Below are 17,159 nucleotides of genomic sequence, written 5' to 3'. Positions count from 1 at the left end.
GCATCGTTCAAAAAGGGTCTGATTGCTTACTACCTGCTGTATTGCATAAGCAATCTTTTTACACGTATCAGTAACTCCCCGGGAATAACCGGTTTCTTGAGAAAATCATCAGCACCCAGCTTAAATCCTTCGAGGATCATCTCTTCGTTCCCTGCATTAGAAACAATGATAACCGGAATAGGTTTACCATCCTTCCTGTTTTTTATCTTACTGAGTATCTCAAACCCATTAGCATAAGGCATCATAATATCAGTGATTACAAGATCATAACCATAATCGGTATCCTCCAGGCGTTGGAATGCCTCTTTCCCGTTTGTTACATGTTCAATCTTGTACTCTTCCTTATGCAGAATGCGTTCCATGATCTTTGGCATGATCTCGTCATCTTCTACTAATAGAATTTTATTGCTCATTGTCGGCTGTTTTTGAATGTGGGATGATATGTGTCTTCATCATAGTGACATTGCCGCACCGGGGTAGTGTTATATCAGTAGAAGTTGGTGTATGCTTCATAGTCCTATGGTTCATCTATATATACTGAAATTCTCATCCCAGGGATTTACCCCTGGCTGTAAAAAATAGATTTTTTAACACATTAGGATTGTTTACTAATTGTTTTGAACAATTAATGTTTCGTTTACGTTATATTCACTCCCGAACGTGGGTGTAAGTTAATATCGTTCAATTTAAAAACCGTGATATTAACGTGAAAAATATATGTCTGGGCAACAGATCATCTCTTTTAGATCGTTAAACAGCACACCACGCAAAATCCTCTCTCTCAAAGAAATTTTCCGCACCCTTTTAAACCCTATATTTGTTCAGTATTGCATCGTACCGGATCACACCATTCTGTTTCATCTATGAGAAAAACCATCAAACTACGCCTCTACCTGGGGTTCGCATTAGCAATAATCCTCATTATTGCAGGAGGGGTCGGTTCTTATTTCGCATTCAATCGTCAGCATACAGAAGCACAATGGGTAGCACATTCCTACCAGGTCATCACCAATGCCCAGATGCTGAACCGTTACATCTACCAGATGGAATCCGCTGAAAAAGCCTACCGCGCTACCCGCCGGGAAGAACAGCTGGCACTCTATTTCCAGACAGAGCCCAGGGTGATGCCACTGATAGGAGATATCAAAAAACTGGTGGCAGATAACCCAAAGCAATTCCAGCAAATGCTGCAGGTAGAAAACAGGATAATAGATGTACTCCGCTACTGGGAAACAATCAGCACACAAAATCAACAGGACTATGTGTTCAGCCATTCACTTGAAATAGCACAGGAAGAAAGAAGACTGCTGGATACCGTCCACGCAGGAATACTGAAATTTAATACAACAGAGCATAACCTGCTGGCAGAACGTAGGGCCAAAACAGGAGAATCTGTAACGAATACAGAAACAATGCTCATATTGAATAATATCCTTATTCTGATAATAGCCCTTGCCCTGATGATAGTATCTTTCCGTGAACTGAGAAGCAGGGTGAAGGCAGAAGGGAAGCTAAGTATAAGATTGGCTGACGTCACCCGTTTACAGGCCGCACAGGAAGAGAAGAACCGCATACTGACAGGTGTTTCCAGGATCAATGAAAGCCTGCGGGCAGATACCGATCTTGCTGCATTAAGCCGCCAGACCCTGCTGGCGTTCATATCCTGCCTTGACATTCCCGCCGGCGCATTTTACAGTTATGATGAACTGAAAAATGAATTATATTTTGTTACAGGAATAGCTGTGCCCAACGCCGGCAAACAACGGTATGCACTGGGGGAAGGCCTGATAGGGCATGCCGCTCAGCAACAGGAAATAACGGTTTTAAAACAGGTGCCGGCAAACTACTGGCAGATCTCCAGCGGTAGCGGACAGGTTAAACCCGGATCTGTTGTTTTCGTACCCCTGCGGCATGACAATACATTGGCAGGAGTGCTGGAACTGGTCCTGTTCGGTGACGTACCACCCCTGATGAAAGAACTGCTTGACAAAACAGCAGATGCCATCGCTATTGCATTCAACGCCGCTACAGCAAGAGCCCGGGTAATGGAACTGCTGAAACGTGTACAGGAACAGAAAGAAATCCTGGAAACACAACAGGAAGAACTGAGACAGTCTAACGACGAACTGACCAGGCAATCCGAAGTACTGCAGGCCTCTGAAGAAGAATTGCGTGTACAGGAAGAAGAACTGAGACAGATCAACGACGAAATGAACGCGCAGAACACAGCGTTGGAAATAACCCGCCGGGAACTTTCCCTGAAAGCAGAAGAACTGGAACAGAGCAGCAAATACAAATCCGAATTTCTTGCTAATATGTCCCATGAGCTGCGCACTCCGCTTAACAGCGTGCTCATACTTGCACGGCTCCTGCAGGAAAACAAAAACAATAACCTTACCCCAAAGCAGATAGAATATGCCGCTACCATTCACAGATCCGGCTCCGATCTGCTGCAGCTGATCAACGATATACTTGACCTCTCCAAGATAGAAGCGGGTAAGATAGACATGCATATGGAACAGGTTGCTGTCAGATCAATGATCAGCGATCTGCAACAGCTGTTTCACGTAGTGGCCGAAGAAAAAGGTATCCACTTTGTGGCCGGCACAGAGAATAATGTACCGGAAAAGATACATACAGACAGGCAACGCCTGGAACAGATACTGAAAAACCTGCTGTCCAATGCTTTTAAATTCACTCCACGTGACGGTACCATAAAGCTGCACTGGAATATAAAACCGGATGGTCTTCATATCAGCGTGTCTGACACAGGTACAGGTATTCCGGCAGATAAACAGCAGCTCATCTTCGAAGCCTTCCGCCAGGCAGACGGCTCTACCAGCCGTAAATACGGCGGCACCGGCCTCGGACTTTCCATCAGCCGCGAACTGGTAAAAAGACTGGGAGGGGAGATCCGCCTGGTAAGTGAAGAAGGAATAGGCAGCACTTTCACTGTAGTACTGAAAACAGACACACCTGTTATATCCGCCCCGGCGTCTGTGATAGAAGAACCGGTACATAACATCACTACTACCATTCCTGTACCTGAACTGCTCCCCGTAGCAGAACAGATAGTGGCAGACGACAGGGAAACTCTCAGCAAACAGGACCGTCTCATTCTCATTATTGAGGACGATGCCGGTTTTGCCTCCATCCTGCGTGATTTTGCCCGGGAAAAAGGATATAAGACCATTGTTGCCCTGAACGGTAACGATGGCCTTTTCTTTGCCCGCAAATACCTGCCGGATGCCATTATGCTGGATATGAACCTGCCGCTGATAGACGGGAACAACATCCTTAAAATATTAAAAAGTAACGAAGAGCTGAAACACATACTTGTACACGTTATCTCTGCCGGAGAGATCTCAGTGCTGGTAAGAGATAAAGTAGAAGGCTATACACAGAAACCCCTGCAGGTGACCGACCTGGAGTCCGTATTTACAAGCATCAGCGATCAGCTGCAGGCACGCTTTAAAAAAGTGCTGGTAATATCCGACGGAATATTACTGCAACATCCCTACCTGCAATCACTCAGTGATGAAAGGCATATGCAGACCCAGTACCATCCGGTACCTGATATAGATGCTGCAGCAGTACAATTACAGGAAAAGAATTATGATGGCATCATATTGGACGTTAATAGAGATGTCGAGAATGGTATCGGCAATTTACACCGTCTCAGGCAACTGTCAGGGAATAAAGAATTGCCCATCATCGTATATCTTGATCATGATATATCAGAAGCAGACGAACTGCATCTGAAGAAAGAAGCAGCAGCTATTGTACGTAATTCCACTTTTTCTACAGACCGGTTGATGGATGAACTGGAGCTGTTCCTCTACAAACTGAAAGAAACAGAAAAACCACCGCATACCGGTAAAGCCGTTGTTACAGGCAGCCGCCTGGAAGGACAGAAAGTCCTGCTGGCAGACGATGATATGCGTAATGTCTTTTCCCTCAGCGCCGTACTGGGAGAAGAAGGCATAGACGTGATCACCGCCGCCGACGGAAAAGAAGCGCTGGGAAGACTGGAAGAACATACAGACATCCGCCTTGTACTGATGGATATCATGATGCCCGGTATGGATGGTTATGAAGCCATGAAACACATACGCGCAAACAGCCGCTTCAAACAGCTGCCGGTAATAGCATTGACAGCAAAGGCTATGGCGGGCGATCGTGAGAAATGTATAGCCGCCGGCGCTTCAGATTATATTGCAAAACCGGTAGACAGCAGCAAACTGCTGTCCCTCATGCGTGTATGGATGGTATAATGCTTACTGCTTATTATGATTCAAGACATATCTAACGCAGATTTCCTGGACATTATCAATATACTGAAACTGCAGTACGGATATGATTTTACAGGATACGCCCACGCCTCTATCAGGAGGCGCATATCCCGCTTTATGACATATATGCGGCTGGCAACGGTATTTGACCTCAAACACCGTCTTGTGAATGATGAGGAATGCTTTGACCGGATGGTGCAATACATCACGGTAAATGTCACGGAGATGTTCAGAGACCCTCATTTCTACCGTACAATGAGAGAACAGGTACTGCCTAAACTTGCCGCATATCCGAACATCAAGATATGGCATGCAGGCTGTTCTACAGGAGAAGAGGTCTTTTCCATGGCTATTCTGCTGGAGGAAGCAGGACTGTTGAACAGGAGCAGGATCTATGCAACAGATCTCAACCCCGTCAACCTCGAAAAGGCATCCTCCGGTATCTTACCGCTGAACAATATGAGGGATTATACACAGAACTATATACAGTCAGGCGGATTGAACGATTTTTCCAATTATTATGTTGCCAGGTATGACAATGTGCTGATCAAAAAAGAGCTGAGGAAACATATTACTTTCTTCCAGCACAACCTTGTTACAGATAAAGTGTTTAATGAATTTCACCTGGTATGTTGCCGGAATGTACTGATCTATTTTAACCGTTCACTGCAAAACAGTGTGTTGAAGCTGTTCCATGACAGCCTTGCCGCACGGGGCTACCTCGCCATGGGCATCAAAGAAACCATGAAATTTGCAGATATACATGAACAGTTTGAAACAGTACATGTGCAGCATAAAATATACAGGAGAAAGGAATAACGCTTAATACCTGTTTATGACTGACAGATACGATGTAATAACCATTGGAGGCTCCGCAGGAAGCCTGGCTGTGATCACAAAGATTCTGGATGCCCTGCCCCCTCATATTAACACACCGGTAGTAATAGTATTGCACAGGCTTAGGAATGTGCGTAGTGAAATGAGCAGACTGTTGTCGACTAAAAGGACGATCTCAGAGCCGGAAGATAAAGAACCTGTAAAGGAACATTGTATCTACCTGGCTCCGCAGAATTATCACCTGCTGGTAGAAGCCGAAAGAACATTCATGCTCGACTATTCCGAGCTGGTGAATTATAGCCGCCCCTCCATCGATATGACCTTCAGCAGCATTGCTGATGTATATGGAGAAAAGGCATTGGGAATACTGCTGAGCGGCGCCAATAAAGATGGAGCCGCCGGTTTATGCCAGATAGTCGCAGCAGGAGGTATGGGAATTGTACAGGACCCGCAGACGGCAGATTTTGAGGTGATGCCCCGGTCAGCCCTGGATATGTGCAAAGGAGTGAAATGCCTGTCCGTGGCTGATATGATAAGGTATATAATGGGAGAAATATTATAATCATGGTAGTGTATCAGCTTGAATGTTTAGCCGGATGTAGTTAAATGACCCGGTATATACTCAATTGGCATCATTTTAAATATACAGCTGGCCGCAGGTCCCCCTCAAAGAATCGATTCGCCGAAGGCGACTCGATTCTTTGAGCAGTCTATTAAAAATTCAAACTGATACATTACCTGACAGACGCTCAGAAAAAGATAGACAATGAACAAGAAATTTACAATCCTGCTGGTAGATGACAGAATGGAAAACCTTTTGTCACTGGAGCAGATGCTGCTTACAGACAACCGCATCTTTATCCAGTCAACATCAGGAAATGACGCGCTGAAGCAGGTATTGAAAAATGAAGATATAGGCCTGATCATGCTGGATGTACAAATGCCCGACATGGACGGCTTCGAGGTAGCACGCCTGCTGAAAAACAATCCCAAAACAAGGGATATCTCCATCATTTTCGTAACAGCTATCAACAAAGACGAATATCACGTACTGAAAGGATTTGAAAAAGGAGCGGTAGATTATCTCTCAAAACCACTGGATATTAATGTAACCAGGGCCAAAGTAGATGTCTTTGAGAAATTATATCATTATCAGTATGAGCTGAGGCAAATGCTGAAACAAAAAGACCAGATCAACGGACAACTGGAACGCTTCATGCATGTAGTAGCACACGACCTGAAATCACCGCTTTCCGGCATCACAGGCCTGCTGATGCTCATGAAAGAAGATGAAGACCTGCTAAGCTCCCGGTTCCTTGCAGAATATACCGATATGGCCATTAATGCCACCGGTCAGCTTTCCGACATGATCACAGCCATACTGGATTACAGCAGGGAACATCAGTTCAATAACAGGGAAGAATATGTGGAAGTAGGAGAGATGTTACCCCAGCTCATCCAGCTATTATTCCCCCCTGCGCACATAAAGATCAGGGTAGAGGAAAATATGCCCGGACTGCATACCAGCAGGCAGAAACTACAGCAGGTATTTCAGAACCTGCTGAGTAATGCTATTAAGTATAATGATAAAGAAGAAGGCCATATCACTGTAGGCTGCCGGCACGGAGCTGAATTCTACGATTTTTATGTAAAAGACAACGGCCCCGGTATAGAAGAAAAGGACAATGAACGCATCTTCAGATTATTTGAAAAAGTAGATAGCGAAGACGGCAGAGGAACAGGCATTGGATTGAACATCCTGAAATTACTTGTTGAAACACAGGGTGGCAGGGTATGGGTAGAGTCAAAACAGGGCGAAGGCAGCTGTTTCTATTTTCAATGGAGAAAATAAAAAAAAATGTAATAAATTAAACGTTCAAAGAAGTGGGCGGTATGCCAATTAACCGAGCGTATGACACAAAATATTACATTTTCAGACAGGGATGATGAAAATCAAAAGGATACCGGAAGCGAGGATAAGATAACCCATACCGGATCTGGCGGAGCCTTTGATGGAACAGAAGCCCCGGCAAGAGAGGAAGACAGGGATATGAGTGATGAACAGCTGGACGAACGATTAGAAAATAAAGGGCCCGGAAAGAAAAAACCACCGGCATACTGATCATATTTACAGGCGGATAAAGGCAAAAAAAAACCGGCACTGTAGGAATAAAGCACCGGTATTTCATTTTGCATTGTTCGTAAACGAAGGTAATAGTATCACTCACCAGCTGTCATAGCCGGAAGGAACTACTTAATATGTATAGTATCATCTTTCGTGTAATTATCAGCATTACCTGTTAATTTGATCCTTTTCAGGAAGGAGCTGAGCCCATTGGTTTTCATTATGTCTCCCGTAAATGGTTTTTCTGCTACCGCAGGATCATCAATAACTATCCTGACGTCGTACAGTCGTTCTAATATAGGCGTTATCTCACGGAGCGGGACATTATGGAATACATATCTCCCTTCCAGCCATGAAAGTACATCATCTTTATCAAATGGACAGGTATTGATACTCTTGTCTATGGTATAAGCTGCCTGGAAGCCCGGCTTAACTATGGCTTCCTGTTTTCCTGCCGTCAGTTTAATGCTTCCCTGTACCAAAGATACAGTTACTTTTCCCGAATCGTAACTGTTAATGTTGAATTCGGTCCCCAATACCCGTATATCGGCCTGGTTAGGAACATGGACAATAAATGGCTGGTTAGGCTCAGTAGCAACACGCAAATAGGCTTCCCCTGCAAAAGTAATATCTCTTTCATTATTTGAAAAACTGAAAGGGAATTCCAATGTACTGGAAGCATTCAGATGAACAGTGCTTCCATCAGATAATTGTACCGTGTAATCCTCGCCTGCAGGCACTACCAGCCTGTTAATACCGGTTTCTGAAGCAGGTGCGCTGAACTTCAGCGTATCACCGTAATTATATAACTCTGCCTGACCCGCCCTGATCGTTCTTCCCTGTTCATTCTCAGACAGATTGACGATATCTCCGCCTGCCGTCTGCAGGTAAATACCTTTACCCGGAATATTTTTTCCGGCACTGAGTACTTTTTGAGTATTTGCAGGTTTGTTAAGCATGTAAATGAATAAACCCAAGCCGGTCACCGTAGCGGCAACAAGCATGATATTGATACTGCGAAACGCCCTTTGTTGCTTCCGCCTGGCCATCTCCCTCTTTACCCCCGCAATAAAATGAGACGTATTAAAGTTGTCAAGTTCTTCCGCTATGCCTGACTGTAGTAACTCTTCCCATGCTGCTTTCACTTTCGGATCGTTGGCCATAAGCTGATCAAGCCGCTCCTCCTCCTCCTTGCTTAAAGCGCCGGCAAGCTTAAGTACCAACAGGTCCTCTATTCCGTTATTATTATCCATGTACAATTCTTCGTGTCAGGATTTGTTTCAAATCTTTAGTCCTGCTGAACTTTTTTTAATTGTTGCTGTAATTTTTTACAGGCAGTATAAATATGAACGTTGACCGTATTAACGGAAATACCCAGTTCTTCAGCAACCTCTTTACGCTTTCTCCCCTCAATATATACCTGGGTAAAGATGTTGGACGCCTGCCCCGGCAAACTCTTGATAGCAGTATTGATAGACCTCTTCAGCTCTTCTTTCTCAAGACGGGTTTCCCCTTTTGTATTGCTGTCCTGGAAAAGTAACCAGTCCGCCTTCTTCTGCATCTCATTATCCTTTAACCTGATAAACCGGTAACACTTGTAACGTAAAGATTGGAACAGGTAGGACCTTATACTCGTTTGTACATTGGCGAGTGACCGCTTTTCCCATATCTCAATGATCAGCTCCTGTACAATGTCTTTAGCCTCCTGCGAATCCAGCACTAACCTGTAAGCCTCTGCCCACAAAGCCTTGGCATATTGTTCAAATACCTGCTCGTATGTTAGGTGACCGTCCCTCATCTGAGGGCCGTTAGTATCGGCATGACTCATGCTCTGTCAGATTTACGAATGTTATGCAAATCCCCCTGTTATGTCTTCCTGTATTAAATTAAAAAAGCGGGGCGAAATTACTAAAGACGTATATGTTATACCGGAATTAACTCAGGACACACATGTTAATGATTTGTAAATGATGAAGGAATTCTAACAAAGAAACAATGCAATAGTACTATAAGTGTTTGTCTGATAATTGTTTGAACAGCGCCGGGGTCTGTAACTGCCTGGAAGCAGGTAAGCGCACTGCACTGAGTATATATACGTTAAAAACAAACCAGCTGGTTTTAAGTTCATCCCGGGAAAAGAGTTTTTTATCAGATACAGGATCATTCAGATATTACTATTCCCTATCCGCGCCTGGTTAGGTGAACAGGCATAATGTTTTTTAAACTCCCTGATAAAACTGGACACATTGGTATAACCCACTTCCGCCGCAATGATATTTATCTTCTGATCCGTATTCAGCAAAAGCTGTAACGCCTTCTGCATGCGTTGCTCCTGAAGGTACTTTCGTACAGGCATGTCCTCATGCTTCCTGAACAACTGCTTCAGCTTTGACTCACTGATAAAATATAATGCAGCCAGATGCGGAATAGTAAGCGGTTTATGCAGGTTCCTGCTTATATACTCTTTAATAACATCAACCATCTGGCAACCGGAATAATCTGCTTTGCTCATTTCAAGCGATTGCTGCAAATTGTCAACAGCAGCAGTAATCAGCTCCGTGATCTGTGCATATAGCCTTAGCTGTTCTATACCGTCCGTCACATGTGTATGCCTGATATCATGAATGAGCGTATGAAATTTCTGTTCTATAGGACGTGCAGGCACCGGGCTCTGACAGGAGATGTTCTTTGCCAGCATACATTGCACTAATGGCGATGCTGGTAACAGGTCCTGCAAAAGAGAAGGAGAAATATCTAACTGGATAAATTCATTAACACCAGGTTGCAGTAAAAGATCATGCGGACCAGTATTCATCCTCAATAGGTTATATTCCCCCGGCAGCAAAGGCACCTTTCCCTTGAAAGGTGCAAACCAGGTAATGTTACCCCGCAGCATTATATGCAACGTCAGCGAATCATTTTTGCGGCGGCTGCGCATGATCGTTTCCTCATTTACAATATTCACAACATTCATGATCCTGCATCCGTGAATAGTAATGATCTGTTCCAGCCGGGTAAAAGATGAAGTAGATTTGAAAATGGGTTTGGAAAAAGGATACACATATTGTTGAAACTGATGAGGTATCATCTGCGAGATCCTCACCTTTTCAGGAAGAAGAATATCTATCAGCGATGGCATGGGTTATATTTTAATGCGCAGAGCATAATGGCTTTTTTGGATCAGTAGGAGAGCGAATATAGGTCATTTTGTTTTAGTTTGATCCTTTTAACCACACCACTCCTGTATATCATTTATACTTGCAAAATACTTTTCATATATTGGGCTCCATATGACGGAGCAGAAAAAGACCCATTCCAGGAGGACCTTTCTCAGGAACAGCCTGGGTGCCGCCGCAGCCTTCACCATCATCCCCCGCCATGTACTTGGCAGAGGATACCTGGCGCCAAGCGATCAGCTCACAAAAGGCGTGATAGGAACAGGCAGCATGGGAAAACAACATTTCCCCTATGCCGGCACCCGTGTAGTAGCTATCTGTGATGTAGACAGCCGCCACCTGCAGGAAGCAAAACAGATGCTGGGCAATGATGTGAAAACCTTTGACGATTACCGGGAGCTCATTCAGCTACCGGAAGTAGACATCGTACATATAGCAACCCCTCCCCACTGGCACGGCATTATGGCCGAAGAAGCAGCCAGGGCAGGAAAAGATATCTGGTGCGAAAAACCAATGACACGCACCATCGGAGAAGGTAAAAGGGTCATGGAAGCCGTACAGCAATACGGACGTATATTCCGCCTCAATACCTGGTTCCGGTTTGAAGACAATTTCTACGGACTGAACACTCCCGTAAAACCCATTAAGAAGCTGGTTAACAGTGGATTGCTTGGATGGCCGCTGACCGTTACCCTCGGACCGCAAACCGGCTTTGACTGGAAGTTCAACTGGATCGGCAAAACCAATCTCCCCGCTGTTCCCGTACCGGCAGAACTGAACTACGACCGCTGGCTGGGGCCCGCTCCCTGCAAACCCTACAACCCCCATCGCGTACACCAGACCTTCAGAGGCTACTGGGATTATGATGGCGGCGGATTAGGAGATATGGGACAACATTATCTCGACCCCGTGCAATACCTGCTTGGAAAAGATAATACCAGCCCCGTATCTGTGGAGATCGACGCTCCCCTGCAACATCCGGATGCCGTAGGCGCCTGGAAAAGGATCACCTATACCTATAAAGATGGTTGCCGCATCATTCTCGACGGAGAAGGGAAAGATCAAAAAGCCGCTTTCATAGAAGGACCAGCAGGCAAACTATATCCCGGCTTCCGTTCTGATATCCCCGATCTCGAAAAGGTCCTGGCCACTTACCCGGAACCGCAACCCCAGGTAACAAACTTTACAGAAGCTGTGCTGCAACGGAAAAAGTTTGCCCTGAATGAAGAGAACGGCCACCGTTCCTGCACACTGGTAAATATGGCGAAGATCGCTCTGCAGGTAGGACGCTCACTGGAATTTGATCCGGAAAAACAACTCTTCCTTTACGATGATGGCGCCAACAGGTTAATAGATCCGCCCACACGGAACTCCTGGAAGTAGACGCATAACCATATTAGCTACTGATGAAAAGAACTGTATCCATTCTGCTGATATTTCTCTCACTGACCGTTGCCGCGCAACACCGGCAGCTGCCCGCTGCCGCCATTGCCCGCATAATAGGGAAAATGCCGGCAAAAGATCAGCCACAGCTGGATTCCTGTATGCAGCAAATAACAAAGCTGGGACAGCAGGGCATCACCTCTATGGCTATGCTGCTGGCCACATACCAGGGCAATAGTAGAGTACGGCTTCAATACGCACTGTCAGGTTATGCAGCTTATGTAACCACTGCCGGAAAAGAAACAGAGAGAAGCAAAGCCATAAAAGCATACTGTGCCGCTTTAAAACAGTTGCCACGTGCAGATGACAAATTATTCGTAATAAACCAGCTGCAACGCTTTGCAGACAACAGCGCAGTACCGCTACTGAAAGCATACCTGCCGGCACAGCAGCTGGGAGAGGCCGCTACAGCTGCACTGGCACAGATCAATACCCCAGATGCAATAGTTGCCTTACTGAAAGCGTTAGATAAAGCAAATAGTAAAAGTGAGATCAGCCTGATAACTGCATTGGGCAGAACACGTTATCTCAGCGCCCTGGATGCTGTTACATTACGTACCTCATCAGCAGATACCCGTGTAAAGAGAGCCGCATATTATGCGCTGGCAGAAATAGGGAACGCGGAAAGCGAGCCGCTGCTGGCCGCTGCTGCAGAGAAAGCAGGATATCATTATGAAGCTACAGGTGCAACAGGCGCTTATCTTTTATATATAAGGAGACTGGCTGATAACTGGCCTGTAGCTCCGGCTATTACTGCAGCTAATAAGTTGCTGCAGCGATGCCGTACAGATGACCTTGTACATGTACGCATAGCCGCACTCAAAGTGATTGCTGACGTAAAAGGCGCAGATGCTTCACCTCTGCTCATGATGGAAGCAGATGATAAGAATACTGTTTATCGCGCTGCTGTACTGGAAATGGCGGGCAGGATCATGAATGCCGCAAATACTGATCAATGGATTGCCAAAGCCCGCATGGCAAAGGGAACGGTAAAAGCAGAAATTATCACCATGATGGGTAACAGCAGACAGCGTACCGTTATTCCATTGCTCAGGGAAGCGCTGAAGAACGAAGAGCAAAACGTAAGATTGTCTGCAATCCATGCAGCCGCCCATCTCGAAAGCGGAGACCTGATGCCTGACCTGATGATCATGATGAAGACTGCAGATACAACAGAAATGAAAGCTATAGCGGAAACCATACAATATTTCAAAGGAAGGGACATGTCTGACCGTATAGCAACAGCAATGTTACAACAGCCTCCGTTTGCACAGATCCTTTTACTGCATCTTCTTGAAAAGAAGATGGCGGCTGATCGTGCCCCACAGATAAGGTTCTTGCTGAAAAGCACCGATCCTGCGGTAGTGCAGGCGGCCACCGCAACCCTGAAGGCGCTGAACATCAGCTCAGAATGATCTGCTGTTGTGTTGGCATCCTATTTGTATTTATAAGAAATATTTAACAACAGTTAAACTATCTATATTCTCTCATTATCAAAAGCTCTTTATGAAATCACTCTTATTCCTGCCACTGCTATTGCTTGGTGTATTTTTTACCAGCTGTAAGAAAGAAGAGATCACACAGGAAATCGTGCCTAACCGTACTATCAATTTTACCGTACAATCAGGTGCATGGGTTAAGGATGACAATAGATTGTCCCACTATGCAGAATTACCGGTACCTGAGCTTACTGATCAAGTAAACCAGACCAACGGTGTCCTTGTCTATATCTCCGATGATGGTCAAACCTGGGAGGCGATTCCCGATGTATTACATGGGATTAGTTTTCTTTACACTTATACTGTAGGAAAGATCTACCTGGAAGCACAGGACGTTAACGGCACCCAGCTGGCATCTCCTCCCGGAGGTACCATTTATGTGAAAGTGGTACTTGTAGAATCAGAACCGGTTTAAATAACACAGAATAACATTATAAGAAAGGAGAGAAGCACATGATGTTTCTCTCCTTTTCTTTATGGTAATATGATGGTAACCACTTTACAACGGGAAACTACCCTCCGCCATATAGCTTACTTCTGTACATTTGCGATATAAATAATTGTGCTGCCTGAACGGCAGCTCTAACAGTTGTAGGTTTAAACGGTTGCTGGTTTATTCTTATACCAGCAGTTTTTTTAATATCAGTTGGCTATAGCATCTCCTGATAGGTAATTCACAAATGATGGTGCGTTATTGATATTTCGCTTTCTGTACTACCGCCCATCCATTATTCGCCCGCTGGCATTTTGATTTTGAGCTTCCAACGTATATTTTTGCTTTGATCAGTGAACATGGCAATACACTGCCTTTAAACATCATGCAAATAAATATGGTTCGGAAATTATTGAATGCAACAGGTCTCTTATTATTACCTTTTTTACCATTGGCTGCGCAAAGCCAGTATGAATTGAACAGCGGCTGGCAATGTAATAACATAGGCAAGGTCACTGTAAAAGGTGAAACTCTCTCCAGCCCGTCGTACGGGCTGAAAGACTGGCTGCCGGCCACTGTACCGGGCACAGTGCTCACAACCTTACTGAATAATAAACTGGTGCCGGATCCCTTCTATGGAATGAACAATCAACGCATACCTGATATTTATTTTACAGGACGGGACCACTATACCTACTGGTTTGTAAAGGATTTTACAGAACAGCAACCCGCTGCCGATGGCCAGGTATGGCTGCATTTCAGAGGTGTGAACGACGGTTGTGACATTTACCTGAATGGCCACCGCCTCAATCCTTCCACTCATTTCGGCACTTATCTCCGCCACTCGTATAATATAACACAGTGGCTGGCTAAAGATGGTCATAACCGCCTGGCAGTAGTGGTATATCCTCCCGCCATTGTTGGCAATCCTAACGGTGGCCAGGGTGGCGACGGTACCATCGCAAAGAACGTCGGGCCGCAGTACACCGCCGGCTGGGACTGGATCCAGCCTATGAGAGACCGGAACACCGGTATATGGGATAAAGTGACCATCGAAAAAACCGGTGCAGTACGTATCAAAAATCCACACATCATCACTAAAGTACCTGGCGTAAGATTGCCGGAAGGACAACAATCACCCGCTACAGTTCAGGTATCCACTGAGCTGGAAAACGCCACAGCAAAAACCATTGCAGGTACAATACGCTATAAGCTGGCCGGAAACACTGTTACCGCAAAAGTCACCCTGGCCCCTCATTCCACCGCTACCGTAGCCCTGCCTGACCTGGAAGTAAAGAATCCGGAATTATGGTGGCCCAGCGGCTATGGTGAACAGCACCTCTATACCTCCCAGCTGGAATTTGTAAATAACAGCAAAACAGACGATACAGAAGATATCAGCGTAGGTATCAGGGAAATACAGACCTACTGGAATGCTCACACCAGGAGCCGGGAAGTAGCCGTGAACGGACAGAAGATCTTCATCAAAGGAGGTAACTGGATCACCTCAGATGCCATGTTCCGCTTCAGCGATGAACGCTACGATGCAGAGATCCGCTTCCACAGAGATATGAACCTGAACCTCATTCGTATCTGGGGTGGAAGCCTGACAGAACGCCCCGAGTTCTATGAGGCATGTGACCGGTACGGCCTGCTGGTATTCCAGGACTTCTGGATGTCAGGCGATTGTAACGGCAGATGGGTAGACCCCATGAAAAAAGAAGACCAGTGGACACGCCGCAATTATCCTGATGATCATAACCTGTTCATCACTTCCGTGGCCGACCAGGTAAAAATGCTGCGCAACTACGCCTCACTCGCTTTCTGGTGCGGCGGTAATGAGATCACCCCTCCGGCAGATATCCTCTCCGCCATCAAAGATTCCATACTGCCACAACTGGATAATACCCGTTTCTTCTTCCATTATTCCAATACAGACAGCATGTCCTACAACTTCCTCGGAGGCAACGGAGACGGCCCTTATAACATCCAGCCCATGTCAGTGTTCTGGAATGAAAGGACCTTCCCCTTCAACTCTGAAGTAGGTTCCGTGGGAGTAGGAGATTACGAGTCCCTGGAACGGTTTATCCCGGCAGCTAACATGAAAGCACCCGTAAATGCACCCGGTGGTGTAGACTCCGTATGGGACTATCATAAATACATCCCTTATTTTGATCACCTGGACCCCTACGGCAAACCTGAAAATGTAAAAGACTTTGCCAATAAAGCCCAGTTAGTGAATTATGATCAGTACCGCGCACTCATGGAAGGCTTCAGCTCACATATGTGGGACTGGTATACGGGTGTGATCATATGGAAAACACAGAACCCGTGGACGGCTCTCCGCGGACAGATGTACGACTACTACCTCGATCCCAACGCCTGTCTCTATGGTTTACATAACGGTAGCGCTCCACTGCATGCCATGTGTAACCCTATAGATGGCACCATCCTCACAGTCAACAATACATTCCGCTACTATACAGACATAATGCTTGAACTGAAGGTCTATAATATGAAGGGAGAAGATACCCTCATCACACAGGTATTTACCGAAATAAGCCCTAAAACTTCCCAGAAATATCTTTCAGTGAAATCTGCACTGGACAAGCTGGGTAGCAGCGAAGGCGTGTTCCTCTCCGTCCGGCTGAGAGATAAGGACAGGAAAGTGATAGATGATAACCTGTACTGGTTCCCCGATGCAAAAGGAAACTACTCCGGTTTACAGAAAATGAAGGCTGCCAAAGTACAGATCACTGCACAAAAGATTGATGACGAAAATATTAGCGTGAAGATCTCCAACCCGGCCAATGGTCCTGTGGCTTTCTTCAACCGCGTATCCCTGGTAGATACAAAAACTAAAAAACGCATCCTCCCCGTATTCTATAATGATAACTATGTATCAGTATTGCCCGGTGAAGAGAAGATCGTAACTATCAGCGGAGCCGCTGTTAAAAGAAATGGCAATGCAGAAGTAACAGTTTACGGATGGAACGTGCCGGAACAAACTATCAATATCCGATGATCCGGATCATTTTTTAAAACCTCAGGGCTGATCTTTCGGGATCAGCCCTTCTTGTTTCCAGGCATGAAAAACCCGTTTTTCGTCCCCTTCGGGACAAAAAAAAGCAGTATTTCTTCACTAAAAGTGAAAAATGTTTGAGCGCCTTTTTTAGCTCATAAATACTTGTTAATGATAGGTGTTATCTGGTTTTTCTAGATGGTTTTACGATATGGTATTATTGCATTATTAATATAAAAAAATAATAATAAATAAAGATTTTACTATATTTATTACTCGAAATTACACTATTTCAACTATTATGCCAGGATTTGGATCGTCGCTTTTGTCAG

At 45.3% G+C, this 17,159-nt stretch carries 13 protein-coding genes; 9 read left to right on the top strand and 4 right to left on the bottom strand.

Translation table 11 applies throughout. The features are described 5' to 3' along the window. Positions 1–29: 29 nt before the first annotated feature. Entirely contained in the window at positions 30–413 is a 384-nt protein-coding gene (locus GO493_RS20365) for a response regulator (RefSeq protein WP_157308076.1), read from the bottom strand. A gap of 450 nt (positions 414–863) precedes the next feature. On the opposite strand from GO493_RS20365, the gene GO493_RS20360 reads away from it, so the two are divergent. From GO493_RS20360 to GO493_RS20340, 5 genes are all read left to right on the top strand, one after another. Next, positions 864–4,274 carry a response regulator gene (locus tag GO493_RS20360; protein ID WP_157308075.1) on the top strand — a complete coding sequence of 1,137 codons (3,411 nt, stop codon included), beginning with the start codon at positions 864–866 and terminating at the stop codon, positions 4,272–4,274. A 15-nt stretch (positions 4,275–4,289) separates the two neighbouring features. Further along, positions 4,290–5,111, top strand: a complete 822-nt coding sequence (locus GO493_RS20355; RefSeq protein ID WP_157308074.1) for a CheR family methyltransferase — start codon at positions 4,290–4,292, stop codon at positions 5,109–5,111. Between the two features lie 16 nt (positions 5,112–5,127). Continuing rightward, positions 5,128–5,691 (top strand): chemotaxis protein CheB, encoded by a 564-nt coding sequence (locus tag GO493_RS20350; RefSeq protein ID WP_157308073.1) that lies wholly within the window; start codon positions 5,128–5,130, stop codon positions 5,689–5,691. Positions 5,692–5,895: 204 nt separating this feature from the next. Then, on the top strand, positions 5,896–6,981 hold the full coding sequence (locus GO493_RS20345; RefSeq protein WP_157308072.1) for a sensor histidine kinase: 1,086 nt from the start codon (positions 5,896–5,898) through the stop codon (positions 6,979–6,981). Between the two features lie 60 nt (positions 6,982–7,041). Continuing rightward, positions 7,042–7,251 (top strand): hypothetical protein, encoded by a 210-nt coding sequence (locus GO493_RS20340; protein ID WP_157308071.1) that lies wholly within the window; start codon positions 7,042–7,044, stop codon positions 7,249–7,251. Positions 7,252–7,379: 128 nt separating this feature from the next. Here the strand turns inward: GO493_RS20340 and GO493_RS20335 are convergent, their stop codons facing one another. From GO493_RS20335 to GO493_RS20325, 3 genes are all read right to left on the bottom strand, one after another. Further along, entirely contained in the window at positions 7,380–8,507 is a 1,128-nt protein-coding gene (locus GO493_RS20335; RefSeq protein WP_157308070.1) for a FecR family protein, read from the bottom strand. A 35-nt stretch (positions 8,508–8,542) separates the two neighbouring features. Beyond that, on the bottom strand, positions 8,543–9,082 hold the full coding sequence (locus GO493_RS20330) for a sigma-70 family RNA polymerase sigma factor (RefSeq protein ID WP_157308069.1): 540 nt from the start codon (positions 9,080–9,082) through the stop codon (positions 8,543–8,545). A 336-nt stretch (positions 9,083–9,418) separates the two neighbouring features. Continuing rightward, positions 9,419–10,393 (bottom strand): helix-turn-helix transcriptional regulator, encoded by a 975-nt coding sequence (locus GO493_RS20325; RefSeq protein WP_157308068.1) that lies wholly within the window; start codon positions 10,391–10,393, stop codon positions 9,419–9,421. Between the two features lie 151 nt (positions 10,394–10,544). Between GO493_RS20325 and GO493_RS20320 the strand changes: the two genes are divergently transcribed. The 4 genes from GO493_RS20320 (at position 10,545) to GO493_RS20305 (ending at position 16,830) form a co-directional block, all read left to right on the top strand. Further along, positions 10,545–11,813: a Gfo/Idh/MocA family oxidoreductase gene (locus GO493_RS20320; protein WP_157308067.1), complete on the top strand. Its 1,269-nt coding sequence runs from the start codon at positions 10,545–10,547 to the stop codon at positions 11,811–11,813. 23 nt (positions 11,814–11,836) lie between these two features. Further along, positions 11,837–13,288, top strand: coding sequence for a HEAT repeat domain-containing protein (locus tag GO493_RS20315; protein ID WP_157308066.1), 1,452 nt, complete (start codon positions 11,837–11,839; stop codon positions 13,286–13,288). A 91-nt stretch (positions 13,289–13,379) separates the two neighbouring features. Then, a complete protein-coding gene (locus tag GO493_RS20310) occupies positions 13,380–13,787 on the top strand; it encodes a hypothetical protein (RefSeq protein ID WP_157308065.1) in 408 nt (135 codons plus the stop codon). Between the two features lie 415 nt (positions 13,788–14,202). Continuing rightward, a complete protein-coding gene (locus GO493_RS20305) occupies positions 14,203–16,830 on the top strand; it encodes a glycoside hydrolase family 2 protein (RefSeq protein WP_232538905.1) in 2,628 nt (875 codons plus the stop codon). Positions 16,831–17,159 lie beyond the last annotated feature (329 nt).

The organism is Chitinophaga tropicalis, from assembly GCF_009758205.1.
Taxonomy (GTDB): domain Bacteria; phylum Bacteroidota; class Bacteroidia; order Chitinophagales; family Chitinophagaceae; genus Chitinophaga; species Chitinophaga tropicalis.
The sequence above is the reverse complement of the archived record's forward strand: the minus strand, read 5'-3'. Positions and strand labels throughout refer to the sequence as shown.